This is a genomic window from Streptomyces reniochalinae, assembly GCF_003323735.1.
GTDB lineage: Bacteria > Actinomycetota > Actinomycetes > Streptomycetales > Streptomycetaceae > Streptomyces > Streptomyces reniochalinae.
This window is the reverse complement of the sequence record NZ_QOIM01000036.1, coordinates 171,542-195,846: the sequence shown is the minus strand read 5'-3', so window position 1 is coordinate 195,846 and position 24,305 is coordinate 171,542. Positions and strand designations below refer to the sequence as shown.

The 24,305-nt window shown below is 71.7% G+C and carries 19 protein-coding genes; 9 read left to right on the top strand and 10 right to left on the bottom strand.

The window, feature by feature from the left end:
- Positions 1 to 161: 161 nt before the first annotated feature.
- Positions 162 to 782, top strand: coding sequence for an Rv1733c family protein (locus DQ392_RS17055; RefSeq protein ID WP_114016475.1), 621 nt, complete (start codon positions 162 to 164; stop codon positions 780 to 782).
- Positions 783 to 899: 117 nt separating this feature from the next.
- On the opposite strand, the gene DQ392_RS17050 is transcribed toward DQ392_RS17055, so the two are convergent.
- Entirely contained in the window at positions 900 to 1,322 is a 423-nt protein-coding gene (locus DQ392_RS17050; RefSeq protein ID WP_114016474.1) for a cupin domain-containing protein, read from the bottom strand.
- 165 nt (positions 1,323 to 1,487) lie between these two features.
- Between DQ392_RS17050 and DQ392_RS17045 the strand changes: the two genes are divergently transcribed.
- From DQ392_RS17045 to DQ392_RS17035, 3 genes are all read left to right on the top strand, one after another.
- Positions 1,488 to 1,928, top strand: coding sequence for an RrF2 family transcriptional regulator (locus DQ392_RS17045; protein WP_114016473.1), 441 nt, complete (start codon positions 1,488 to 1,490; stop codon positions 1,926 to 1,928).
- Positions 1,929 to 2,071: 143 nt separating this feature from the next.
- Positions 2,072 to 2,500: a hypothetical protein gene (locus DQ392_RS17040; protein WP_114016472.1), complete on the top strand. Its 429-nt coding sequence runs from the start codon at positions 2,072 to 2,074 to the stop codon at positions 2,498 to 2,500.
- A gap of 254 nt (positions 2,501 to 2,754) precedes the next feature.
- A complete protein-coding gene (locus DQ392_RS17035) occupies positions 2,755 to 3,084 on the top strand; it encodes a hypothetical protein (RefSeq protein WP_114016471.1) in 330 nt (109 codons plus the stop codon).
- A 52-nt stretch (positions 3,085 to 3,136) separates the two neighbouring features.
- On the opposite strand, the gene bla is transcribed toward DQ392_RS17035, so the two are convergent.
- A complete protein-coding gene (gene bla / locus DQ392_RS17030; protein WP_245981579.1) occupies positions 3,137 to 4,078 on the bottom strand; it encodes a class A beta-lactamase in 942 nt (313 codons plus the stop codon).
- A gap of 384 nt (positions 4,079 to 4,462) precedes the next feature.
- Entirely contained in the window at positions 4,463 to 5,074 is a 612-nt protein-coding gene (gene wrbA, locus DQ392_RS17025) for an NAD(P)H:quinone oxidoreductase (protein ID WP_114016469.1), read from the bottom strand.
- A 156-nt stretch (positions 5,075 to 5,230) separates the two neighbouring features.
- On the opposite strand from wrbA, the gene sigJ reads away from it, so the two are divergent.
- On the top strand, positions 5,231 to 6,205 hold the full coding sequence (sigJ, locus tag DQ392_RS17020) for an RNA polymerase sigma factor SigJ (RefSeq protein WP_114016468.1): 975 nt from the start codon (positions 5,231 to 5,233) through the stop codon (positions 6,203 to 6,205).
- Between the two features lie 21 nt (positions 6,206 to 6,226).
- Here the strand turns inward: sigJ and DQ392_RS17015 are convergent, their stop codons facing one another.
- The 5 genes from DQ392_RS17015 to DQ392_RS16995 all read right to left on the bottom strand — a co-directional run bounded on the left by DQ392_RS17015 (position 6,227) and on the right by DQ392_RS16995 (position 11,964).
- The gene (locus DQ392_RS17015; protein WP_114016467.1) at positions 6,227 to 6,898 is read right to left on the bottom strand and encodes a TRM11 family SAM-dependent methyltransferase; all 672 of its coding nucleotides are present in this window, start codon (positions 6,896 to 6,898) and stop codon (positions 6,227 to 6,229) included.
- A 4-nt stretch (positions 6,899 to 6,902) separates the two neighbouring features.
- Positions 6,903 to 8,189, bottom strand: coding sequence for an MFS transporter (locus DQ392_RS17010; protein ID WP_114016466.1), 1,287 nt, complete (start codon positions 8,187 to 8,189; stop codon positions 6,903 to 6,905).
- Positions 8,186 to 9,541, bottom strand: coding sequence for an ATP-grasp domain-containing protein (locus tag DQ392_RS17005; protein ID WP_114016465.1), 1,356 nt, complete (start codon positions 9,539 to 9,541; stop codon positions 8,186 to 8,188). Before DQ392_RS17005 ends, DQ392_RS17010 begins: the two co-directional genes overlap by 4 nt.
- Positions 9,538 to 10,839: an ATP-grasp domain-containing protein gene (locus DQ392_RS17000; RefSeq protein WP_114016464.1), complete on the bottom strand. Its 1,302-nt coding sequence runs from the start codon at positions 10,837 to 10,839 to the stop codon at positions 9,538 to 9,540. The genes DQ392_RS17005 and DQ392_RS17000 overlap by 4 nt, the downstream gene beginning before the upstream one ends.
- A gap of 126 nt (positions 10,840 to 10,965) precedes the next feature.
- On the bottom strand, positions 10,966 to 11,964 hold the full coding sequence (locus DQ392_RS16995) for a PLP-dependent cysteine synthase family protein (protein WP_245981578.1): 999 nt from the start codon (positions 11,962 to 11,964) through the stop codon (positions 10,966 to 10,968).
- Between the two features lie 222 nt (positions 11,965 to 12,186).
- Here DQ392_RS16995 and DQ392_RS16990 point away from each other — a divergent pair, with 222 nt between their 5' ends.
- The 4 genes from DQ392_RS16990 to DQ392_RS16970 all read left to right on the top strand — a co-directional run bounded on the left by DQ392_RS16990 (position 12,187) and on the right by DQ392_RS16970 (position 21,749).
- Positions 12,187 to 16,197, top strand: a complete 4,011-nt coding sequence (locus DQ392_RS16990) for a non-ribosomal peptide synthetase family protein (protein ID WP_245981577.1) — start codon at positions 12,187 to 12,189, stop codon at positions 16,195 to 16,197.
- A gap of 369 nt (positions 16,198 to 16,566) precedes the next feature.
- A complete protein-coding gene (locus DQ392_RS16980; protein ID WP_114016462.1) occupies positions 16,567 to 17,460 on the top strand; it encodes a LuxR C-terminal-related transcriptional regulator in 894 nt (297 codons plus the stop codon).
- Positions 17,461 to 18,122: 662 nt separating this feature from the next.
- On the top strand, positions 18,123 to 20,132 hold the full coding sequence (locus tag DQ392_RS16975) for an ATP-binding protein (protein ID WP_245981575.1): 2,010 nt from the start codon (positions 18,123 to 18,125) through the stop codon (positions 20,130 to 20,132).
- Positions 20,133 to 20,927: 795 nt separating this feature from the next.
- Positions 20,928 to 21,749 (top strand): AfsR/SARP family transcriptional regulator, encoded by an 822-nt coding sequence (locus tag DQ392_RS16970; protein ID WP_114016460.1) that lies wholly within the window; start codon positions 20,928 to 20,930, stop codon positions 21,747 to 21,749.
- Between the two features lie 172 nt (positions 21,750 to 21,921).
- Here the strand turns inward: DQ392_RS16970 and DQ392_RS16965 are convergent, their stop codons facing one another.
- Both DQ392_RS16965 and DQ392_RS16960 read right to left on the bottom strand, forming a co-directional pair.
- Positions 21,922 to 22,995, bottom strand: a complete 1,074-nt coding sequence (locus DQ392_RS16965) for a methyltransferase (protein ID WP_245981573.1) — start codon at positions 22,993 to 22,995, stop codon at positions 21,922 to 21,924.
- A gap of 55 nt (positions 22,996 to 23,050) precedes the next feature.
- Entirely contained in the window at positions 23,051 to 24,127 is a 1,077-nt protein-coding gene (locus DQ392_RS16960; protein WP_114016459.1) for a polyprenyl synthetase family protein, read from the bottom strand.
- Positions 24,128 to 24,305: the final 178 nt, after the last annotated feature.

Below are 24,305 nucleotides of genomic sequence, written 5' to 3'. Positions count from 1 at the left end.
GTGCGGATATGGGCGCTGCGCTCCATGGGCGTTCCCGCCCGGGTAGGCCAGGCTGGGAGGCGGCTCCGCGCGTCGAGCCGTCCCCCAGGGCTGCCCTCGCACTCCCGCGCCTCCGCACGCCCCCTCACCCACGACCCGCCCCACACCGGAAGGGCCTTGAGATGACCGGCGAGATTCCGTTCGCCCAGCCTCCTCCCCCACCGCGCCGCACCGTGGGCTGGAGGTGGCGGCGCAGCCGGCTGCGGCGCCCCACCGACCGGCTCCAGGCCTGGATCGGGCTGGGGCTGCTGCTGGCCGCGCTCTCGGCCACCGTCGCCACCGCCCTCCTGGCCGGCCGCGCAGCCCATCAGCAGCTGCGGCACACGGCGGACGCACAGGCCCGCTCCCGCCACCTGACGCCCGCGGTTCTCGTCCAGGACGCGCCGGTCCACCCGGAACCGGGATCGGACGAGGAGAAGGAGACCCGGTACCCGGTCACGGTGCGGTATGCCGGACCCGGTGGCGAGCAGCGCACCGGGCAGGCCGAGGTGAGCCCCGGCCTCCCGTCGGGCGCCCGGGTACGGATCTGGGTGGACGGGGACGGATCAGTCGCGGACCCGCCCATGACCCGCGCGCACATCCACCGGCGCGTACTCGTCCGGGCTCTGCTCGCGTCCGCCCCCGTCCCCCTCGCCGCCGCCGCGGTCCACAGGCTGATCGACCGCGGTGTGCAGCGCCGCAATCTGGCCGCGTGGGAAAAGGAATGGGCCGAGACGGCCCCTCGGTGGACCCCTTCCCACTAGAACCTGTCCGGCGGGTCCCGACGCGGCCGCGTCGGTCCCGGCACGGCCTCCCGCGCACCGAACGCGCGGCGATGCGGGCGCTCGGTCTGCGCCGGGAGCCGGTCCGCCGGACGATGTCTAACCCGGCGCCGCACCCGATGGGGAGTCGCTGGTGTGCCTGCGGATCCGCATACCCGGACGCCGGCGATGCACCGTCAGGTAGGACACGCCGTCCTCGCCCGCGGTGACGCTTCGGCTGGAGCCGTGGGGGAGCCAGATCAGGCCGCCCTCGCGCAGCGGTTGGGGCTCTTGCGCCGTGTCGAGAGTGCCGGTCCCGCGCACCACGAGGAGGAGCACGTCCAGGTCCGGTTCGACGTGGGTCTCGATGTGCCGGCCGGCCGGTACGTGCACGAGGTTGGCGTCCAGCTGCCGCCCCGACTCCGTCAGCCGCCAGACCGCCCCGGCCGGTGCGCCCTCCTCGGCGGCGAGCCCCTCGACGTCGCACAGCGGTTTCGGCACCGGGACGTTCGAGGGGTGGGAGCCCGTGTCTGCGTCCGCCATGAGGTGTCACCGTCCGATGTGTGCTGCGGGGGGAGCGGTCCTTCACCGCCCCTGTGTCTGCGCGGGGAGGGGCGGGCCGCGGATCCGGCGGGCGTGACGAAGCCCACGCGGTCGACGGCTCGCTACAAATAGGAATTTAGCATGCGTATTTGCTAACGTCCTCGCGTGCGGCTGACGAGATTCACCGACCTGGCGCTGCGTGCCGTGATGCGCCTCGCGGTCAACGAGCAGGGCGGGCCCCTGGCCACGCGCGACGTGGCCGAGATGATGAACGTGCCCTACACACACATGGCGAAGGCGATCACCAGGTTGCAGCACCTCGGCGTGGTCGAGGCCCGCCGTGGCCGTGGCGGCGGGCTGGAGTTGACCGGTCTCGGACGACGCGTTTCCGTCGGCTGGCTGGTGCGGGAGTTGGAGGGCGAGGGCGAGGTCGTCACCTGCGAAGGTGACCAGCCGTGCCCGCTTCACGGCGCGTGCCGTCTCCGCCATGCGCTGCGCGACGCGCAGGAGGCGTTCTACTCCTCCCTCGAACCACTCACCGTCGCCGATCTGGTGGCGCCCCCCGCGGGACCGGTGCTCGTCGGGCTGGTCGGCCGGTCCTCATGACGTGAAGTGCGCGGGCGCGGCGAGCGGCCTCGCGCGCATGCGAACCGGTCGACGCACACGGCCCGGACGACGCACGCGACCCGCTCGGACTGCACCGGCGGCCTTCCGGACATCCACCTCCGACCGAAGGACGGCGAACACCGATGGACTCCACGTCAGCCGCGCTGGTCACCGCGGTCACCTTTCTCTGGCTCGGGATGGTGCTGGCGATCTCCTTCCTTGAGGCCCCGTTGAAGTTCCGGGCCCCCGGCGTGACCGTGCCCGTCGGGCTGGGCATCGGCCGGCTCGTCTTCCGTGCCCTCAACGTGGTGGAGGTGGTACTGGCCCTGGTCGTGGTCACGGCGCTCGCGACCGGCGGTGCCTCTGTGACGGCGGGTGTGTCGGCCACGGCGGCCGCCGCGGTGCTGGTCGTGCAACTCGCCGTGGTCCGGCCTCGCCTCAGCCGCCGATCCGACAGGGTGCTCGCGGGGGAATCCCTGCCGCGATCCCACGCCCACCTCGTCTACGTGGCGTGCGAGGTGGCCAAGGTCGCGGCGCTCCTCGTTCTGGGCTGCGGCGTCCTCGCGGCCTGAGTACGCAGAGCGTCGCCCCATGAGGGGCGCCGGACACGGCGGCAGCCCAACGGGCGCCGCCGCACGGCGTGTTGTGGGACGCGAGTGGCGGGATGGGCTTGCGGTGGGATGCGCGGTGGGCAAGGATCCGGACGAGGTGGCCGATGCCGTACCGCGGGTGCGTCCTGCGGTCGCAACGGCCGCCGGTGAAGGCGTGTCCGGGGGTGCGGGCCGGTCGAGGACGCCTGCTGCCGCACTGCTCACGGGGAGGACCCATGTTCCGAGTGTTGCGCGCCGGGTGTGTGCTGGCGGCCGGCGCCGCGTTGATCGTCGTACCTGCTCACGCCGTCTCGGCAGCCGGACCGGCTGCCGAGACGGGTGCGTCCCACGTCCTCGGCGCCTGTGCGGAGCTGACCGACCAGGGACCTGGCTGGGCCTTACTGCGCAACGACTGCGGTGCGGAGATCAGCGGTTCCGTCCAGTTGAGCTCCGGCGCGAGCCCCCAGTGCGTGCCGATCCCCGCGCACGGCACGAGCACTGTGCGCTGGAGAGGAAACGGGACGGCCGAGTACGCCTACGACTGCCTGACGCGCGCAGACGAGTGAGGCACTGCGAGTGAGGCACTGACCCCGCCGGCCAGGCGGGCGGGCGGTGCTCTCAGCTCACGAGGCCGGGGAGCGCCGCCTTGGTGGCCTCCGCCATAAGGGCCTTGTCCGACGCGGAGTCCTTGTCGTGGCCGCGGGACATCAACGCGATGATCACCGGCGCTCCGTGCGGGCGCCAGGCAACCGCGATGTCGTTCTGCGTGCCGTAGGTGAGTCCGGATCCGGTCTTGTCGGCGACCTTCCACCCGGAGGGGACACCGGCGCGGATGAGGTCGTCGCCTGTGGTGTTGCCGCGCATCCAGGAGGCCAGCAGCTCGCGCCGGTCCGGGGCCAGCGCGTCGTCGAGCAGGAAGCGACGCAGGTCCTGCGCCAGCGCCCGGGGTGTGCTGGTGTCGTGCGTGGTGCCGGGCGGCGTGTCGTTGAGGTCCGGCTCGGTGCGGTCGAACACGCTGGTCCGATCGCCCAGGCCGCGCATCTTCCGTTGCAGCCCCGCGGGGCCACCGAGTTGCTCGAACAGCAGGTTCGCCGCGGTGTTGTCGCTGTACTGGAGTGCGGCCTTCATCAGGGCGCGCACCGACGCCCCGGTGTCCAGGTGTTTCCTCGTGATCGGCGCGTGGTCCTCCAGGTCGTCGCGCTCGTAGGTGATCACCCGGTTGAGTTGCGCCTCGTCCGCGTGCTCCAGCAGTGCAGCGGCCTGGAGGACCTTGGCCGTGGAACAGAACCCGAACCGCTCGTCCGCGTGGTACTCCACCGTACGGCCGGAGCCCGTGTCCCTCATGTACAGGCCGAGCCTGCGATCGTGCCGCTTCTCCAGGGTCGCCAGCGCTTCGGTGACGCGTGCCGGGGTGCTCTCCCCGGAGGAGGCGGACGGTGCCGCGGAGGCCCCCGCCGACGACCCTGCGCCGGTGGAGCGCTCCTCACCGCACCCGCTGATCACACCGGCCACGAGTACGGGCACCGCGAGCAGTGTGGCCCGCTTCTTCATCGGTCGCATGCGAGGCATCCTGCTGGGCGGCGCCCCAGGCGGGCAAAGACGAGAACGCTGCTGTTGATGCCGTTCCGGCATGGGTCACCGCCCGGCACGGACCGCTCCGCGGCAGGGAGCCGAAGAGAGCCGAACCCGCGTGCGCTCACGCAACGTTCGGGCGTACGGGTGGGCTCGGCCGGAGCAGAGCAGACCCGGGCTGAGACGCCGCCGACGACAGCCGGCGGCGGCAGACAGCCGGCGGCGGCAAGCGCTCGCAGCGGCCGACGAGTGCAGACATCAGCGTCCCGCGGGCCGGCTGCCGGGCAGGGCCTCGCGAGGCCCTGCCCGGTCTCCTGTGGAGCCGCGCGCGATCCGTGTCCGACCGTGAGAGGTGCCGGTACGGGTGAGAGGTCAGGCGGTGGTCCCCGCCTTGATCGCGGCCGCGATCTCGACGGCGCGGCGGGCCTGGTGGCGTGCCGCCTGGAGGGTCACGTCCCCGGGTGCGCCCTCGCCGGCCACGTGGGAGGTGCCGTAGGGGTTGCCCGACTGGAACTGGACGGGGTCGGTGTAGCCGGGGGGCACGATGACGCCGCCCCAGTGGTAGAACGTGTTCGCCAGCGCCAGGATGGTGGACTCCTGCCCGCCGTGCGGGGTGTTGGAGGCGGTGAAGGCCGAGTACACCTTGCCCGCGAGCTTGCCCTGGAACCACAGGGGTCCTGTGGTCTCCATGAACACCCGCAGCTGGCTGGCCGGGTTGCCGAAACGGGTGGGGGTGCCGAAGAGCACCACGTCGGCCCACTCCACGTCGTCGAGGTGCACCTCGGCGACGTCCGCGGTGTCCCGGAGGTGCTGGACCCACTCGTCCCTGGTGTTGATCACCTCCTGCGGTGTCGTCTCCGCGACCTTGCGCAGTCGGACCTGCGCACCGGCCTTCTCCGCGCCCTCGACGGCCGCCTGCGCCAAGGAGTACACGTTGCCCGTGCTGCTGTAGTAAATGATCGAAACGTTCACGGATTCCGACATCGGTTCCTTTTCCTCGTCATCGGGATAGTGTTCCCTTCACCGGTTACGACGACGCAGCCCTGCGAAATGTGAGGCGCCGCGCCCACCTCGTCTTTCGCCGGGGCGTCTCGTCGGGCTGAGCGGCGGGGACGGAGCGAGCGAGGGAGCCGGCGGGACATGACCAACCCATCAGGGGCCGAGCGTGACCGGCCCGATCCGGGTCTGAGCGCGATCATGAGCGAGCGGCACCAGCTGATCAACCTCACCTACCGGCTCCTCGGCTCGCTGACCGAGGCCGAGGACGTGGTACAGGAGACCTACACCCGCTGGTACGCCATGCCGGCACAGGAGCGGGACGCCATCGAGTCGCCCGGTGGCTGGCTGACGACGGTCGCCAGCCGTATCTGCCTGGACCAGCTCGGCTCCGCACGGGCCAGGCGGGAGCGGTACGTGGGCGAGTGGGTCCCGGAACCGCTGCCCACGGGCACCGAGTGGGTCAGCGGACGGTGGGGCGGCGGCACCACGGCCGACCCGGCCGACCGTGTCACCCTCGACGAGTCGATCAACATGGCCTTCCTCGTCGTGCTCGAACTGATGACCCCGGCCGAGCGTGTCGCGTTCATCCTGCACGACGTCTTCCGCTACTCCTTCGCCGAGGTGGCCGCGATCGTCGGGCGGACGCCGACGGCCTGCCGGCAGCTGGCCTCGTCGGCCCGCCGCCGCATCCGCTCGTCGCAGTCCCCCGCCGCCCCTGCCACCCGGCGCGCCGACACCGTCAGGGCGTTCAAACAGGCGTGGGAGGCCAAGGACATCGACGCTCTCATCGGCCTGCTGGCCCCCGAGGCCACGGCGACCGGCGACGGTGGCGGACTCGTGCCTGCCCTGCTCCGCCCGGTCGAGGGCGCCGAGGAGGTCGCGCGCTTCTTCGCGGGCCGGATCGACGTGGTGCCCGACCTGACGCTCCTGGAGAGCACGGTCAACGGTCAGCCGGGGCTGGTCGCGAAGATGGACGGTGCGCCCGTCTCCGTGCTGGCGTTCGACATCGCGGGCGACCGGATCACGCAGATCTGGTCGGTGCTCAACCCCGACAAGCTGCGGCTGTGGCGGGCGGGTTCGTCCCTTCCCGAGGGGCGCGGAGACGCGGAAGGCTGACGCCCGCCGCGTCGCGCCGCCTCACTTCCGTGCCATCAGCAGGTACTCGTGCGACCGGTTCGTGCGCATCGGGTCGCCCTCGTCCTTGACCGGCCAGTCGTACAGGTGTACCCGCTCGTCGCCCAGGGTCAGATGGCGGCCGAGTGCCCGCCCGGCGTCCCAGGCCAGCGGGACGAACCGGTCGGCGATCCGCCGGTTCTGCACGGCGATGACCGCGTGGGCGCCCGGCCGCATCACCGCCGCGATGGCGGCGAAGGTTTCGTCGAGTGCCGCCAGGTAGGCGTCGTAGTCGCGCAGCGCGTACAGCTGTCCCGGGTCGGGCGCCGCCAGGTCCAGGTCGGTGCCGAAGTACGGCAGGTCGCACAGGACCAATGCCACACTGTCGGGCTCGAGCGGCGGCTTGCGGGCGTCGCCGCAGAGCATGCGCTGCTCCGGATGGCGTGCGACGCGTTGCCGTGCCTGCCGCGCGCGCTCCGGGTTGATCTCGATGCCGACTCCGAGCCGTCCCTCGGCCGCGCAGGCGACCAGTGTGGTGCCCCACCCCGCGAAGGGGTCGAAGACCAGGTCGCCAGGGACGGTCAGCTCCGCGATGAGCGGGCGCAGCTGACTGACGAGACCGCTCTGCCCGGCGGCTTCTTCCTGGGCGAACTCGGGGTCCTCCGCACCGAGCACGCGCCAACTGGAGATCCCCATGGGGTCACGCAACCTTTCCTGTGGAGCCGGTCGGGGAAACGGCCGGTTCTCCCTCGGACGGCACCGGGCGCACCGGGTGCACCGCGGCCTGCGGCAGTACGCGTTCGAGGCGCAGCACGCCCAGCGCGGAGCCCGCGGTGGCCGCCGCCAGGAGCAGCCACATCGCGAGGGACGACAGCGAGAGCAGCGCCGTGAGCACGGTCGGTGCCAGCGCGATCGGCACCGCCCACGACAGCTGGTAGACGGCGAGGTGCCGGCCGCGGGTCTCCTCCGGCGCGGCCTGCGCGACCAGCGCCGAGGCCGTGGCGCCGTGCAGCAGTTCGCCCGCGGTGAAGGCGCCGGTCGCGGTGAACACGCCGGCGATCAGCGCGGCCCCGGTCGACACGCTGCCCAGCACGGCGAACATGACGAACGACAGCGCGAAGACGCCCGCGCCCAGCGCCACGGCGCGGGTCCTGCGGTACCTGACCAGTATCCGGGTCACAGGAACCTGGAGCACCGCGATACCGACCGTGTTGACCGCGAACAGGACGCCCACCAGCGAGACGGGGGCGTCGAGTTCCCGGGTGACGTACACCGGCAGAGCCACGGACAGTACCGTGTATCCGAAGGCCGTCGGGATGTTCAGCAGGGTGAGGCCCAAAAACGGGCGGTTCCGCGCCACCAGCAGGTAGCCACCCTTGCGGGAGACGCGGGCGCCGGGCTGCCGCGCCGGCGCGGTGGGGCGGATCGTGCTGAGCAGCGCGGCGGAGAGCAGGTATCCGGCGGCCGCGCCGAACACGACGACGTAGAACCCCGACTCGTCGAGGGCGAGGGCCGCGCCCGCGAGGAGACCGCCCATCCCGAGCCCCGCGTTGCGCAGGCTGCGTTGCAGGGCGAGCAGCTTGTCCCGCGCGGTGCCCTGCACGATCTCCGCCACGAAGGACTGGATGGCCGGCGGGTAGGAGGTGTCGCCGAGAGCGACCGGCAGCACCACCGCAAAGACGGCCACGCCGTTGTCGACCAGTGGGTAGGTGCAAAACGCCGAGGCGCGCAGCACGTATCCGCCCACCAGCACGGCGCGGGCGCTGAAGCGGTCGATGAGGACGCCGGCGACCGGGTTGCTCACCAGGCCGATCACCGCGGCCGTCGTCACGATGGCGCCGACCTGGGTGAGGGGCAGACCGGTGACGTGGTGGAAGTAGAGGAGGGACAACGGCAGGTACATGCCGCTGCCGGTCGCGTCGACGACCATGCCCGCCATGTACTTCACGCGCACGGACGTGAGGACGGACGCCGGTTTCCCCCTCATGACGCCTCCGTCCTGTGGGCGCCCCGCTCGCGCCGCGGCGGTGGTCCCTCGGCGGGGAGCGGCACGATCTTCGTCTGTCCGGCGGCCCGGTCGCCGAGGGCGCGGAGCCTGCGCTCGCACGCGCGGCGGGTCGGTGCCGAGCCCACCGCCGCCATGAGGAAGTCCGCGGAGCCGGCGGCCGGGGCGATCACCTGTCCCTCTTCGGCGAAGAGCCAGAAGCCTCTCACCCACGCGTCGTCGGGGACGGCGGGCAGCGAGCGCACCAGTCCGGGACGCTTCATCGTGAGCACCTGGCCCGACATGCAGCGCGGCAGCAGCAGCCCGCTGTCGTCCACGGCGCCCTCGACGGCGGGCAGCGACAGACCGGCCTCGGCGCGGGTCACCTGCACGGCGAGCTGGATGCCGAACAGGGTCTCGAAGACGTCGCGGATCTTGGCGCCGCCCGATCTCGCCGCGATCTCGCACAGCACCAGACGGTCGTCGGGCGTGTGGAAGACCTCCGCGTGGAAGGCGTGGGTGTCCAGCCGGGAGCTCTCCGGCTTCAGGGCCGTCAGGGTCTGCTCGACCAGCCGGAGCAGCCGCGGGGTGAGCGGGTCGTCCCGCTCCAGGGTCAGATCGATACGCGGGCCCGGGTCGGTTCCGAAGGAGGCCAGGTCGTACTGGTACTGGGAGGGCCAGGCCGCCACCATGCGGCTGTCTGCGACCAGACCGTCGACATGGCACATCCGCCCGGGCACGAAGCCCTCGATGAGCAGGTCGTCCCGCGCGCCGTCCCGGTAGTCGCGTGCGAGCCGCAGCTCCAGCTCTTCCCTGTCGGCGATGATGCTCAGACCGACGGAGTTGTACCCCGCCCGGTCCTTGAGCACGACGGGGAACCCGTGGCGTGCGGCGAAGTCGCGGGCCTGCTCGGCGGTGCAGGGCGCGGTGTGCGGCGCCACCTCGATCCCGGCCCGCTGGGCGAGCCGCTTCATGAGGACCTTGTCGCGGAAGGGCGCGATGTCGGCGCTCCACGCCCCGTCGAGGCCGAGGTGCTCGCGCAGTCGGGCGGCGAGCGCCACGTCCGCCTCGTGGTGGGCGATGACGTGCGTGATCCGGTACTCCTGCGCGAGGGCGAACGCGCGGCTGTGCACCCTCTCGTCGTCGAGGGTGTCGAAGAGTTCGAGGTGGGTGAAGTCGTGGCCGCCGGCGCCGGGGAGTTGCTCACCGGCCGACTCGATCTTGTCGCGGGCGGCGAGGACGACGATGTCGCCGCGGTACGGGCTGCTGTCCTCGATCCCGGGCGCTTCGCCGTTCAGCCAGCGGCGGTAGGGAAAGGCGGCGAGGGGGTTGCGGTGCAGAACGAGAACGCTCACGCCTGCCTCACCGCCCCGTCGCTCACCGGAGCCGCCTGGGCCAGGCCCAGCCGGCCTTCGGAGCTTCTCAGGCGGACCTTCACCACGTCGCCGACGAGTGCGGCGCCGCGCCGCAGCGCCGCTGTGGTGTCTTCCCCGGTGACGGCGACCAGGCCGAGGCGGTCCCAGTTGTCCCGCAGGGGACGTACCGTCTCCCCCGGCTCGGCGCTGATGCGCACCGCGAGCACGTCCGCCAGCGCCTGTGCCTCGGCCGCGCCGTCGATCGAGTCCACGACGTCGCCCGGGCGGCCCACCACCGACCGCACGGCGGCCCCGCCGTGCGCCTCGGGACGGTCGGGCAGCCGCTCGGCCAGGCCGAAGGGAGCGGCGAGTGCGAGCGTGACGGTGTCGATGCCGTAGACGCTGTGGACGAGGTCGGTGATGGCGTCACCGGCGATCCGGTTGTGGCTCTCGATGACGCGGGGGCCCCGAGCGCCGATCCTGATCTCGGTGTGGCAGACACCGTCCCTGACGCCGAGCCGGTCCAGGAATCCGGTGACGGCCGCGCGCACCTCCTCCTCGACCGCCGTATCGATCCTGGCCGGCACAGCGTGGGCCAGTTCGGCGAAGTGGGTCCGGTCGGTGAACTTCTCGGTGACGGCGATGACCACGTGGCGCCCGGCGCAGCTGAAGGACTCCACGCTGTACTCGGGGCCTTCGAGGTACTCCTCCATCAGGAAGTCCTGCAGCAGCAGCAGCGTCGAGACCCGGTCCGTCCTGGTGCCCGACAGCCGCCGTACCCCGGCCCAGACCCGGTCGGCGTCGGCGGGCCCGTCGAGGCGGTACACGCCGATACCGGCGGTGGCGTCGGTCGGCTTGACGATGAACGGGTAGCCGCAGGTCTCCCCGAAGGCGTCCAGGTCCTCACGCCCGCGCAGAAGCCGCGCGCGGACGGCGTCGGCGTCGAGCCCGGCCAGATGCGCGCGCATCAGGGCCTTGTCGCGGAAGCGGCGGGTCACCTCGTAGCCGGTGCCGCCCAGGGCGAACAGGTCGTTGACGCGGGCCGCGTTCTCCAGTCCCGGCTCGGTGATCGAGACGGCCGCGGCGAATCCCGGCCGGTCCCACAGCCGCTTGACCAGCGGCTCCACCAGCTCCCAACGGGTGTAGTCGACGACCTCCACGTGGTCGGCGAGGCGCTGCTGTTCGGCGCTGGTCTTGGTGGGATGCTGCAACAGCACGACGTGCAGCCCCAGCCGCTTCGCCTTGGCCACTGTCTCGTCGGTGGCACCGACGAGCAGCAGCGAACGCTCAGGATTCATGGGTCGGTCGGGCTCCGTTCCGGTGTGCGGGCTGGGCGTCCGTGCTCGGGTTCTCCAGGTGTGGTGTCGGGGGCGGATGGCCGGTTCTCACCCGGTGCGCCGCCGCACGCGTGCCGCACACCCGGTTCATCCGGCCGTGAGCGACGCGGGGCGGGCCGTGTCCTCGACGCGCTCCTCTGGCACGTCCTCAGCCTCCGGCCACCAGCTGAGGTAGCGCTCTCCGGTGTCGGGGAAGACGGTGACGACCGTGGCGCCGGCGAGGTCGCAGCGGCGCGCCAGCTCCAGGCATCCGTACGCGGCCGCGCCCGACGAGACGCCGACGAGCGCGCCCGCGGAGACGGCGAGGGCGCGGGTGGTGGCCGCCGCGTCCTCGTCCTCGACGGCGATCACCTCGTCGATGACCGTGAGGTCGGTGACCGGGCTGGTGAATCCGCCGTTGAGCCCGGGGATGCGGTGCGGTCCCGGCTCACCGCCGGACAGCAGGGGCGACCCCGCGGGCTCGACGGCCACGACCTTCAGCTCGGGGTTGTGCTCCCGCAGGCAGTGGGCGATGCCGGTCAGTGTGCCACCGGTGCCCACCGCGCAGACCAGGTAGTCGACGCGGCCGCCGGTGTCCCGCCAGATCTCAGGACCCGTCGTCTCGTAGTGGGCCCGTACGTTGTCGGGGTTGAGGTGCTGGGCGGCGTACCAGGACCCGGGGGTCCCGGCGTGCAGCTCCTCGGCGCGTTCCACGCAGCCGGCGAAACCCCTCGCGGAATCGGTGAGTTCGATCCCGGCGCCCAGCATGCGCAGGGTCAGCAGGCGCTCCCGCGAGGCGTTGTCGGGCAGCACGATCCGGCAGCCGTAGCCGCGGGCCGCGGCCAGCGCCGCCAGGGCGATGCCGGTGTTGCCCGAGGTGGACTCGATGACCGTGCCGCCGGGCCGCAGCGCCCCGCTCTCCTCGGCGGCGCGCAGCATGAAAGCGGCGGCCCTGTCCTTGATGCTGGACAGCGGGTTCGCCGACTCCAGCTTGGCCAGCACGTGGGCGTCGTCGGGCAGCCCGGGGAGCCTCAGCCGCAGCATCGGGGTGTTCCCCACGAGTTCGTCGACTGAGCCGACGACGCCGCCGGTGGATGGTTCGGTCACGGGGCCCTCCGCATCTGTTCCGCCCGGCACGTGCCGCGCATCGCGCGCTCCGGCACATGCCCGTCCAGAATCTGCCGCCCTCCGTGCGCGAAGACCATGTGGCCCATGGTTCGGGTTGCCGCAGTGCATCGATTGCGGGGGTCGCCCGCGCCGCCGCTCCTGACGCGACTCCGTACGTTCGAGCCGGAGGTCGAGGACTCATCCGAGTACGGGGGTACGTTGATGAAGAGCCAGGACGCCGCCGAGACATGTCTGCCCGATCTGCTCCACGCCCAGGCTCTCGCCCGCCCCGGCGACATCGCCGTGGTCCACGAGGGTGAGTCGCTCACCTTCCGAGAGCTGGCAGACCAGGCCGACGACGTGGCACGTTACCTGCACCACCTCGGCGTCGGCCCGGACGCGTGCGTGGGGCTCTTCGTCGAGCCCTCCCTGGATCTGGTGAGCGGCGCCTGGGGTGTACTGCGTGCGGGCGGAGCCTACCTCCCCCTCTCCCCCGACTACCCCGCCGAGCGCATTCGCCTCATCGCGCAGGACGCCCGCATGCGCGTCGTCCTCACGCAGGACTTTCTGCGCGACCGGCTGGCGACGTTCCTGACCGCGGACACCGCCGTCATCACGCTCGACAGCGTCGTGGAGTTCATCAAGGGCAGGTCCGGCGCGGACGCGGCCGAGCTGCCCAGCGGCCCGCGCCCCGCCGACCTTGCGTACGTCATCCACACCTCGGGCAGTACGGGGAAACCCAAGGGAGTGGCGATCGAACACCGGTCGCTCGCGCACCAGATGCGCTGGCTCACCGACACGTTCGCGCTCGACCGGCGCGCCACCGTGCTGCACAAGACCCCGGTCAGCTTCGACGCCGCGCAGTGGGAGATCCTCGCCTGCGCCGGCGGCAGCCAGGTCGTGGTCGGGTCCAGCGGCATCCACCGCGACCCCGTGCGCCTCGTCGAGGCCGTCACCCGGCACGGCGTCACCACTCTCCAGTGCGTGCCGACGCTGCTCCAGGCGCTCCTCGACACCGGCGAGCTGAACCGCTGCACCTCGCTCACCCACCTCTTCAGCGGCGGGGAGGCGCTCTCCCGTGCACTCGCGAGGAAGCTGTCCGAGGCGCTGCCGGGCGCCGCCCTGGTGAACCTCTACGGCCCCACCGAATGCACCATCAACACCTCGGCCCACACCGTCGACCCCGCCACCCTCGACGGGGGCCCGGAGGCCGTTCCGATCGGCACGCCGGTGCCCGGCCTGCGCTACCACATCCTGGACGCCGCGGGCCGCCCCGTGGCGCCTGGCGAGACGGGAGAGCTGCACATCAGCGGTGTGCAGCTGGCACGCGGCTACCTGCACCGGCCCGAACTCACCGCGGACCGCTTCCGGCCGAACCCGGCGGCCCGGCCGGGCGACGCGGACGGTGAACCCGGCCACGAGCGGCTGTACCGCACCGGTGACCTGGCCTCGTGGAACCCCGACGGCACCGCCCAGTTCGCGGGCCGCGCCGACAACCAGGTCAAGCTGCGCGGCTTCCGCATCGAACTGGACGAGATCCGCCTGGCCATCGAGGCACACGACTGGGTGCGGAACGCCGCCGTGCTGCCGCGCACCGATCCCCTCACGGGCGCCCGGCACCTGGTGGCGTGCGTCGAACTCAGCCCGCGTGAGGCCGCGTTGATGGACCAGGGCGAGTTCGGCGAACACCACGTCTCGAAGTCGTCCAAGTTGCAGGTCAGGGCACAGCTGTCGAACCCGGGTGTACGGGACGCCGCCGACCTGGCCGGACGGCCCGCCATTCCGCTGCCCGGCACCACCACAGGCGCCGAGCAGCGGCGCCGGGCCTTCGCCCGCAAGACGTACCGCTTCTACGAGGGCGGCCCGCTGGAGCCCGCGGACGTGCTGGCCGCGCTCGCGCGGCGGACCCGTGGCCGCGGATCGCGTCGGCCCGAGGAGCTGACGCTGCCCGAACTGGGCGACATCCTCGGCAACTTCGGGCAGTACCTCAGCCCGGAGCGGCTGTTGCCCAAGTACGCGTACGCCTCGCCCGGATCCCTCTACGCGACGCAGCTGTACCTGGAGCTGTCCGGGGTCGGTGGCCTGGCGGCAGGTCACTACTACTACCACCCCGTCCATCGCGAGCTGGTGCTGATCCACCGCAGCGAGACGGCGGACCGCCCCCTGGCGCGTGTGCACCTCATCGGCCGCAGAGCGGCGATCGAGCCGGTGTACAAGAAGAACATCCGCGAGGTACTGGAGATCGAGGCCGGGCACATGGCCGGCCTGTTCGACGAGGTGCTGCCCGCCCACGGCCTCGCCCTCGCCGAGGCGGAGCACAACAGCGGTCTTCCCCGGCTCCTCGGCTGCGACGACGAGGATCACCACCTGGGCTCGTTCGAGCTGGTGCCGTGGACGGAGGCGCACGCCCAGGCACCCGCGCAGCGTTCCCTCGACGTCTACGTGCAGTTTCACCCGGGCAGCGAGGCAGGCGTGCCCAGCGGCCAGTACCTGTACCGGGCGGGCCGACTGCACCTGATCAGCGACGAGCTGGTGCTCAAGCGGCACGTGGTCGCCATCAACCAGGCGGTGTACGACCGGTCCGGGTTCGGTGTCACCCTCGTCAGCCGTGCCGCCGAGCGGGGCAGGGAGCGGCTGGGCTATCTCGACCTGGGCCGCGAGCTGCAACACCTGATGATGAACGCAGGCCACCTCGGCTTCATGCCCGCCGGCTACAGCTCGCGCTCCGGTGACGACCTGCCCGCCGCCCGGCACATGACGCGGATCCTGCGGCAGGCCGGGCGGCCCACCGGGGCGTCGTACTTCTGCGTCGGCGGCACCGTCAGCGAGGAGCAGCTCCGCCACGAGGGCATGCACGAGGACCAGGTGCACATGAAGGGACCCGAGGAGCTGATCAGGGACGACCTGGTGGCTTCACTGCCCGAGTACATGCTGCCGAGCCGGATCCTGGTCGTCCCCGAGCTACCGCACTCCCCCAACGGCAAGCTCGACACCAAGGCGCTCGAAGGGCATGTCGCGGAGGTGTCGGCCCGAGCCCGGCCGCTGGTGGAGCCGCGCAACCGGACGGAGGCGCGGCTGTGCGGTCTGTGGAAGGCGGCACTGAAGCGGGACTTCGTCTCCGTGCACGACGACTTCTTCCAGCTCGGCGGAGACTCGCTGATCGCGGTCGCCCTCGTCAGGCAGATCAACGAGGCGTTCGGCTGCACCATGCCGTTGCAGTCGCTGTTCGAGGCGACGACCGTGGCGAAGCTGGCCGAGGCGGTGGGCGCCAGAGCCGCCGTCGCCGCCTCCCGGATCACCCCACTGCGGTCCGAGGGCAGCGGACCCGCGGTCTTCTGCTGGCCCGGCCTCGGCGGTGTCACGATGAACCTGCGGCTGCTCGCGTCCCGCGCACCCGGGGACCGACCCGTCTACGGCATCCAGTCGCAGGGCGTCAACGAGGGCGAGTCGCCGCTGCCGTCCATCGAGGAGATGGCCGCCGTCGACATCGCGGCGCTGCGACGCGTCCAGCCCGAGGGGCCGTACACCCTGTGGGGCTACTCGTTCGGCGCGCGGGTCGCGTTCGAGACGGCCTGGCAACTGGAGCAGTCGGGTGAGCGCGTGGAGCAGCTGTTCCTGCTGGCACCCGGATCGCCACGGGTGACCGGCGCCCCGCAGACGGCTCCCGGCGCGGCGGCGACCCGCGCGTCGCATACACCGGGCTCCGGGGTGACCGGCACCCCGCGGGCGGCACCTTCAGAGGCGCCGGCCCGCACCTGGCGGACGGCGCCCGGCACGGCGGTGGCCGACTTCGCCGATCCCGTCTTCACCACCCTGCTCTTCTCCGTCTTCGCCGGAACGGTCCGCAGCCCGGCTCTGGAGGAGTGCCTTCGCCAGTCCACCGACGCGGAGAGCTTCGCACGGTTCATCGGCCGGCGGTTCCCGCAGCTGGACCCGGGGCTGATCCGCCGCGTGGTGGCCGTCGTCCGCCGCACCTACGGATTCACCTACCACCACGTCGCCCCCGGCACGCGCCGGGTCTCCGCGCCCGTCACCGTCTTCAGGGCACGCGACGACGCGCCCTCCTTCATCGAGCGCGCGCCCGGCCACACAGCGGCGCCGCCCGCCGTCGTCCAGCTGGAGACCGATCACTACGGAGCGCTGCGCGATCCGGGCGTCGGCGAGTTGGTCAGGGCGCTCCGGCGCGCCACGTCTCGGCCCGCACCGCGCCGTGCGACGTCACTAGAGTATTGAGCGAGGATCACTGGGGTGACCGGCGTTCGTGGTTGCGCCATCCGGAGCGTTCACCAAGGATTCGACAGGGCGCGGTGCCGCCCGGTGCGCTCGCGGAGCGCATGGGCCCGGCCGCCGCGCCGTGGCCGGCCATGAGGGGGCCGGGGCAGGGAGAACGGGGGGGAACCTTATGCGCGTGCGCCGCCGTCGGCCGGGGACGAGGTTTCGTGCGAGACCGTCGACGCCCCGCGGCGGGAGAGAAAGCCGCCCCCGTCGTCACTTACCCGCGAACAGCGGTCGGTCCGGTGCCCGCCGGCTTCGGCCGGCGTCCCTGACCGGTCGAGAGCCGAGCGGCGGCAGCCAGGTCGCGTCGACGGGAAGGACGGCGTCATGAGCGCAGGCAGCAGACAGGCCCGGGACACCGTCCTGGCCCCCGCCGACTCACCACTGAAGTCCTTGCTACAGATCGCCGACACTCTCAGCAGTCTCGAACGGTACGCCACCGAGACCGCGGATCAGCTGCTTCTGTCCGAGGGGGACGCGGAGGTTCCGGGCCGCATCCGGCACATCGAGGGACAGGACGTGGTGCAGGCGGCGATCGGGGATGTGCTGTGGCGTGCGAAGCGGGAGATCCTCACCGCACAGCCGGACGAACCGCGCACCGAGGCCACACTGGACATGGTCCACGCCGCGGTCCGCGACCCCCTGGCCCGCGGAGTGGCCATGCGGACGCTCTTCCAGCACAGCGCCCGCTTCTCCGAGCCGGCGAAGAGGTACGTCCAGCAGGTCATGGGACACCGGGAGGTGGAGGTGCGCACACTCCCCGAGTTCTTCGAGCGGCTGATCATCGTCGACGCCGAGGTCGCCTTCATCGCCGGGGCGAGGCACCCGCACAGCGCCGCGCTGATCAGGGACGGCGTCGTTGTCGCGTTCCTCGCAGGCGTCTACGAGAGGGCCTGGGTGCGGGCCGAACAGTTCCCTTTCCGGCCGGTGCGGGCGGCGGACGCCGCCCGCGAGGTCATACCCGACGTGCGCCGGGCCATCACAGCGCTGCTGATCGAGGGCCGTTCCGACAAGGCGATCGCGCGCCGCCTGGGCATCAGCCTGCGTTCCGTGCAGGGCCACATCGCGTCGCTGCGCGAGCAGTACGGTGCCCAGCACCGCTTCCAGCTCGGTTACCTGATGGCGCGCGGTGAGCACTCCGTCGCGCACACGGCACTGGTCGAGCCGCCTGCGGAACCGCCGCCCACCGTGCGGGTTCCGGCTCGTGGAGAGACCTTCTGAGGGGACGGCCGCGCCTCGGCCGGTGGCAGACCGGTGGCAGACACCGCCCGCCCGCCGCTCCTGGCGGCCCGGTCCACCTCGGCGGGTGTTGCCGGCACTCCGCTTCTTCCGGACCGTCTTGTGACCGAGAAATTGGTGACCCGAACCCTTCGAAGCCCAGCCTTGACACCGATCTGTGCGGAAAACATACTCAAGCGTGCGTGGGGGCCGACGGCATTCGTGGTTGGTTGCCTTCGCTCCGCCGGGGGGATATGCGTGAAGCGAGCTGGCCATGTACATTCCATTCATCTGCGCAGACAGCACGGTGCTCTCTCCTCCCCCCTCGCTTGTGGCACCGAAGGCATGGTTCCAGCGACCCGACCCGGCTTGTCCGAGGTAACGCCCGGCACGGACGCCGCCAAGCCATCCGCGCCCCGTCGTACGGGAGTTGGCACCCTGCCCTGCCGCCTTCACGGCTGCCTCGCACCGCGCGTCCGCTGCCTCATTCCACGGTCTTCGGCACGCCGGTTTTCGCATCACCCTTGTTGAGGTGATTCGTCGCTACACCTTCCCTGCCGCTGACTTGGAAGAAGCACGACATGACTGACGCAAGATTCTTTGCGAGAGCGTTCGACACGCCGTCGGAGCCAATCCGAGGGACCGACGAGGCGCAGCCTTCGGAAATGCACGGCATTGCCCCGCCCATGGCGCGTTTCCGTGCGCTGGGTCCGTTGGAGGCCATGGTCGCCGGCGGCCCCGTGAATCTGGGGGCGCCCAAGCAGCGGAAGCTGGTCACATTACTGGTCAGCCGGGTCGGCCGCCCCGTACCTGTCGACGTGATGCTCGAAACGCTGTGGTCCGAGGGTCCGCCGCCTTCGGCGATGGCCTCGCTCCAGTCGTACGTGGCCAATCTCCGCAGGGCACTGGAGCCGGACCGGGCTCCACGGACGCCGACAAAGGTGTTACGGACCAGCGACCGGGGCTACCTGCTGGACGGCCACGTCGTCCAGGTGGACGTCCAGCGGTTCGAGAGACGCACCAAAGCGGGGTGGGACGCGTGGAACCGCGGTGACCCGCAGGAGGCGTTGAGCGAGTTCGAGACCGGGTTGGCGCTGTGGCGCGGCGAGGCCTACACGGAGGTGTCCCACTCGGTCCATGTGGCGGCCGAAGTGGCACGGCTGGAGGAGCTGCGGCTGTCGGCCGTCGAGGGGCGCTGCGCGGCGCTGCTGGCCGTCGGGGCCCACGAGATGGCAGTCGCCGAACTGGAGGCCTTCACCCAGGCCCATCCGCTGCGCGAATACGGTTGCGAACTCCTGAGCCTGGCGCTGTACAGAGCTGGACGACAAGCCGACGCGCTGGCGGTGCTGCGGGCCAACCAGAGGCGGCTGGGTGAGGAGCTGGGCATCGACCCCAGGCCGGCGTTGCAGCACCTCGAACGCGAGATCCTCAGCCACGCGCCGGGCCTCGACTGGCGCCCGCCGCCGGCCGGTCGGACACCGGCAGCACCTGCCGCCCCTGTGGCCGCGCCCCGGGTCCACGTCCGCACGCCCGTCCCGCCGCGGCACACCGCGGCCGATGTCGAGGAGACCTTCGTCGGCCGCGAGGGGGCACTGCGGCAACTCGCGGCGGTCTCCGCAGCTGCGGCGGCCGGCCAGGGGCGGGTACTGACGGTGTCAGGAGAGCCGGGTATCGGGAAGACCAGTCTGCTGCGCCGTTTCACCGAACTGGCGGAAGCACCTGTCCTGTGGGGTTCGTGCCCGGGACACGTCACGACACCGCCGCTATGGCCCTGGCGCCAGGTGCTGGGAGCGGCCGGCGCCCACTGCCCGCGCCAACCGGTACCCGAACCCGTGGCCGAGGTCCTCGACGGGTCGACGCGACAGCCGCCGGACCGCGCCGACGCCGACGCCGACGCCGACACCCTGCGGCGGTTCGAGGCGATCGTGCAGTACCTGACCGAAGCGTCCCACGTCACACCGCTGGTGCTCGTGCTCGACCACCTTCACCGCGCGGACCCCGGCTCCCTGCGGCTGCTGGCCCACCTGGCCGAGTCGGTGCGGGCGAGTCGGCTGCTGGTGGCGGCGTCGTACCGCTCCGGTGAGGCGGCGGCGCCGGCTGAGACGTCGGACGCGCTCGCCCGCGCGGAGATCACCCGGGTGGAGCTGACCGGTCTGAACGTCGCGGAGACGCGCGCCCTGGCGAGTGCGACGCTCCGGCGGGAGGTGAGCGGGACCACCGCCGAGGAGCTGCGGCACCGCTCGGGTGGCAACCCCTTCTACCTGCGCGAGCTGATCAGGGTCCTGGACGGCGAGGAGCGCCCGAGTGCCCGCACGGCACCGGTACCGGCTCCGGTACGCGAGGTGGTGCTCGGGCGCGTCGCGCGACTCGGTCCGGTCGCCGACGAGTTGCTGTCCGTCGCCTCCGTGGCCGGCCGCGGCTTCGCCATAGACGTCGTGGCCGAGGCCTCCTCGATCGAGATCGGTGAGGCGTTGAAAGCCGTCGACACCATCGTCGCGGCGGGCCTGATCAAGGAGCACCGGCAGCGGCTGGGCTGGTACTTCTTCACCCACGCGCTGACCGCCGACGTGCTGCACCACAGGATGGGGCGCTCTCGCCGGGTCCATCTCCTGCAACGCATCCGTACCGCCGCCCTGCGGCCGAGAAGCGGAAACCTCTTCTCCGGCGCGGAGTGAGGCACGCGCTCGGGCGGAGGCCGGGAAGCGTCGCCCCCGCGGTAGCGGCCTCGCCGACGTCGCACCGGACCGACATCGCAGCGGACCGACGTCGCGTCCGCGCACCGAGGAGACGTGAACAGCGCTTGCTCACGGCCCCGTTGGAAACACATCGAACGGACACCGACCGGTCTCACGTGCCCGCCCGGCCGCCGCCAAGTCCGCGCCAAGTCGGTGGACAGTGGCACCCAAGTCCCGTGAACAACACTGAGGACCGTACCCAGCACCGGAATGATCCGGGCCGAACCAGACAGGTGCCGGCGCGGGATACCTGGAGGATCAATGTCCGAGACAGCCGAGTCGCCGGATCCTCACTCGGCCCTCGCCGACTGGCGCGTCGCTGTCTCGAAAGCCGCCGATCCATGTGCCGTCGCTCCGGCGAGCGGCCCCCACGCCGCCCGGTCCGCTCGGCCGAGCCCTTCGTTCTCTTCGCCCGGCACGGGGGGCTGAGCCCCCCCCCCCACCGAGGCGCGACTTGTTCCCGCGAGCTGAGTGACCACTCCCCTCCCAGAGCTTCCCTCCCCCCACGACGCACTCGCCCGCCGCTGGATGCGCGGTGGTCAGCGCGTGGCACGCCCAGGGCCGGGGACGGCCGCGTCACGTCATGCCGGAACGGCTCCGTGCGTTCCGCTTCGTGAGGTGAGCTTCGTGCGTTCTGGTCGGTCAAAGGGGGGGGTCGGCGGCGCGGTTGCGGCTGCGGTGCGCGACAGCGGACTCGCACCGCTGAGAGGAACTCGACGAGTTAACGGGGAGAACGTGAAGATACAGGTCTTGGGCGCCCTGTGTGCCGAGGTCAACGGAGAATCCATCGTCCCGTCGGCCGCCAAACCGCGGCAGATGCTGTCACTGCTCGCTCTCAGACCCGGGCAGGTGGTGCCCGTTCCCACGCTCATGGAGGAACTGTGGGGGGCCACGCCGCCGCAGAGCGCACTGGCCACCCTGCAGACCTACATCCTGCAACTGCGCCGGCGCCTCGGCAGTGCCATGGGGTCCGGCGTCCCCGGCGCCGCCAAGGAGGTGCTCGCCACGCGGCACGGCGGATACGTGCTGGAAGTCCCCTCCGAGGCCGTCGACGTGCACGCATACGAACGTATGGTCGCGGAGGGCCGGTCGGCCTTCGAGTCCGGTGACGACGCCGTCGCGGCCGACCGCTTCCGGCAGGCGCTCACGCTGTGGCAGGGGCCTTCGCTGGTCGACGTGAGGGTCGGACCCGTCCTCAGGATAGAGGTCATGCGTCTGGAGGAGAGCCGCCTCGGTACCGTCGAGCGGAGGATCGACGCCGACCTGCGGCTCGGCCGGCACACCGAACTGCTGCCGGAGCTGACGGAGTTGACGGCCCGGCACCCCCAGCACGAGGGTCTGCACTCGCAGGCCATGGTGGCGCTGTACCGGTCGGGCCGCCAGGCGTCGGCCCTGGAGGTCTACCACAAGCTGAGGGTCCGGCTGATCAGAAGCCTGGGCGTCGAGCCCTCGCCCCGGGTGCAGCGGCTCCACCAGGCGATGCTGGTCGTCGACCCGCAACTGGACGTCGTCGCAGGGCCGAAGCGCAGCTCGACGTTCGACTTGTACGCGGCCTGACAGGGCCCGGTCCTGGACCGGTCCCCCTCCGCGCGTCCGGCTCCGGTGCGGTGGCGCTTCTGGCGCGGCACGCGCCTGCGCGCGGTCGCCGCGGAGGGCTGCCGCCTGCCGGGCGGGGGCGAAGACCCCCGCCCGGCTCGGCTCTGACGCTCGCGCCGCACCGGCCGACGGCTCAGCCCGCCTTCGTCGCGCAGATGACGACGCGGTTGATGATGGCGTCCGGCGGGATGTCGGCCGGGTCCTTGGCGCGCACCGAGGTGACCTCGAACCCGGACTGCTCCAGCCAGCCGCGGTAGGTGGACACCTTCTGGAGTCCACCGCGCCCCACCACACATCCGAGGATGTAGGCCGGAAAGAAGTCGGCCTGGTAGTCGTCGGCATCCCGGATGTCCTCGGGGTACACGGGCGCGAGCACGACGATCTGCCCACCGGGCTCCAGTGCCCGGTGGGCGTTGCGGAAGAGCGTGAGGACCTCGTCCTTGTCGTACATGTCCACGAAGTGTTTGAGCAGCATCACGTCGTAGCCGCCCGGCAGGGACTCCATGGCGTCGCCGCCCGCGAACGAGCACTGCTCCGCCACACCCTGCGCCTCGAAGTTCCGCAGGCACTCGGCCTCCATCGCGGGCCGGTCGAAGGTGGTCACCCGCAGGCCGGGCGAACCCTTCGTCTGGCAGGTCATGATGGCCCCGAGCCCGTTGCCGCCCTGCACGTCGAGCACGCGCGCCCCGGCCGGTACGTCGAAGCTGCGGAAGAACCAGGGGTACACGCTGGCGGTCTCGCTCTGCGCCAGCGGGCCCCACGCGTCGCGCACCTCCTCGACCTCGGCGGCTGCCTGGAACATCGTCCCCTCGAAGCCGTAGAGCTCCTTGAGTCCGACCACTGCGCCGGTGGACACGCTGTCGGTGAGGTAGTACAGCTGCCGCAGCATGCCTGTCTTCATCATGCCCATGAAGGTCAGGACACGCTGGAGATCGCTTTCCGCGACGTCGCCGAGTGTGTCGAGTGTGTAGCCGCCCGTGGCCTCGTCCAGGGCCACGAAGCCCTCCTTGACCAGCAGATGCAGCAGCTGCTCCACGGCATCGGGTTTCGCGCCGACAGCCGCGCCGAGACCGGCCGCCGTCAGCCCGGGCTCCTTGCGCAGCGCCTCGACGATGCCGAGCTCGAAACAGGCGTAGAGGTTCATGAACCGGGTGGGTCCCACCATGTACTCGCGCATCCGGGCGAGTACGGCTTCGGGGTTGGACACAGGTAATCCCTTCGGATCGGCATGAGAGGCGGAAGAGGCGGGAGGGGGGCCGGGCTCAGGTGGTGCGGTAGGCGACGCGCACGGCCATGTCGGCCAGCTCCTTGCGCCATACGTCTTCGACGGGCGCGTCGGCGATGGCTTTGCAGCCCCGCTCGACGAGGCCGGCGATGTGCTTCTCGACGTCGCCGGGAACCCCTGTGTCCGCCAGTCGGCGGCGCACCTCGTCGGGGGTGTGGCCCGGTTCGGTGATCAGGCTGTGGATGCGCTCGTCGCGCTGCATCGCCCAGCCCAGCAGCAGCGTCATCTTGTGCTGTGTGAGGTCGAGTCCCGTGGGCTTGCCCGTGTCGGCTGAGTCACCGAAGGCGTCCAGCAGGTCGTCTCTGAGCTGGAACGCCTCGCCCACCGCCTCGCCGAACTCCTCGAAGGCGGCCGCGAGGTCGTCGCGGCCCGCCGCGCTCGCCCCCACGACCAGGGGCCGGTGGATGGTGTACCGGCCGGACTTGATCCTGGCGATCAGGCGGGAGATCCGGGGGTTGGCCGAGAACTCGGCTGCCGCGTGGACGTCCATGTACTGGCCGATCATGACCTCGGAGCGCAGCCGGTTCCACTCGGGGACCACCGACCTCGGCGCCTCGGCCATCAACGTCTCCGCGTACACGAGTGCGAGGTCGCCGACGAGGAGGGCCACGCCCTCGCCGTACCGACGCGCCTCACCCTGCCAACCGCGGCTTACGTGCAGCTGCGCGTGGGCCGCGTGGACGGTGGGCGCTCCGCGCCGCCGGCTGGAGTCGTCCAGCACGTCGTCGTGGACGAGCGCCGACACGTGCAGCATCTCCAGGGCCGCGCAGGCTGACACGATGCCGGGGGTGTCGGGATCGCCGCCGGCGGCGAGATAGCCGGTGGCGCAGAAGGCCGGCCGGACGCGCTTGCCGCCCGACGCGATCAGTTGGGACAGCGCGTCGACGGGGACGGCCGCCCTCTCGTGCACTCCGGCCCACACATCGTGTTCGCCCGCCAGCAGAGAGCGCAGCCTCTCCTCGACGCGGCGGAGCACGCCGTCGCGGGTGCGGCGGGCGAGGTCAGCGGAGTCAGCGGCCTCCTGGCCACTGTCGGTGGTCACATCCGGGGTCATGGGTTTCTCCTCCGGTTCGTCGAGAGAGGGGCGCTCGGACACGCGCGCGTGCGTCGCCCGGCCGGGCCGCCGCCGCACGGCCGACCGTGCCCCTGACCTCGGCGGCGACACCCGTACGAGACTGAATCTGGAGTTCCCCTTTAGCGGCGGTGGACTGTGAATGTTGAACGTTGACACC

Coding starts and splice junctions, on each gene's coding strand:
- DQ392_RS16980 (WP_114016462.1), top strand. CDS start 16,567: ATGAGCGCAGGCAGCAGACAGGCCCGGGACACCGTCCTGGCCCCCGCC.
- DQ392_RS17040 (WP_114016472.1), top strand. CDS start 2,072: ATGGACTCCACGTCAGCCGCGCTGGTCACCGCGGTCACCTTTCTCTGG.
- DQ392_RS16990 (WP_245981577.1), top strand. CDS start 12,187: ATGAAGAGCCAGGACGCCGCCGAGACATGTCTGCCCGATCTGCTCCAC.
- DQ392_RS17015 (WP_114016467.1), bottom strand. CDS start 6,898: ATGGGGATCTCCAGTTGGCGCGTGCTCGGTGCGGAGGACCCCGAGTTC.
- DQ392_RS17010 (WP_114016466.1), bottom strand. CDS start 8,189: ATGAGGGGGAAACCGGCGTCCGTCCTCACGTCCGTGCGCGTGAAGTAC.
- DQ392_RS17055 (WP_114016475.1), top strand. CDS start 162: ATGACCGGCGAGATTCCGTTCGCCCAGCCTCCTCCCCCACCGCGCCGC.
- DQ392_RS16975 (WP_245981575.1), top strand. CDS start 18,123: ATGCACGGCATTGCCCCGCCCATGGCGCGTTTCCGTGCGCTGGGTCCG.
- wrbA (WP_114016469.1), bottom strand. CDS start 5,074: ATGTCGGAATCCGTGAACGTTTCGATCATTTACTACAGCAGCACGGGC.
- DQ392_RS17035 (WP_114016471.1), top strand. CDS start 2,755: ATGTTCCGAGTGTTGCGCGCCGGGTGTGTGCTGGCGGCCGGCGCCGCG.
- bla (WP_245981579.1), bottom strand. CDS start 4,078: ATGCGACCGATGAAGAAGCGGGCCACACTGCTCGCGGTGCCCGTACTC.
- sigJ (WP_114016468.1), top strand. CDS start 5,231: ATGACCAACCCATCAGGGGCCGAGCGTGACCGGCCCGATCCGGGTCTG.
- DQ392_RS17050 (WP_114016474.1), bottom strand. CDS start 1,322: ATGGCGGACGCAGACACGGGCTCCCACCCCTCGAACGTCCCGGTGCCG.
- DQ392_RS16960 (WP_114016459.1), bottom strand. CDS start 24,127: ATGACCCCGGATGTGACCACCGACAGTGGCCAGGAGGCCGCTGACTCC.
- DQ392_RS17000 (WP_114016464.1), bottom strand. CDS start 10,839: ATGAATCCTGAGCGTTCGCTGCTGCTCGTCGGTGCCACCGACGAGACA.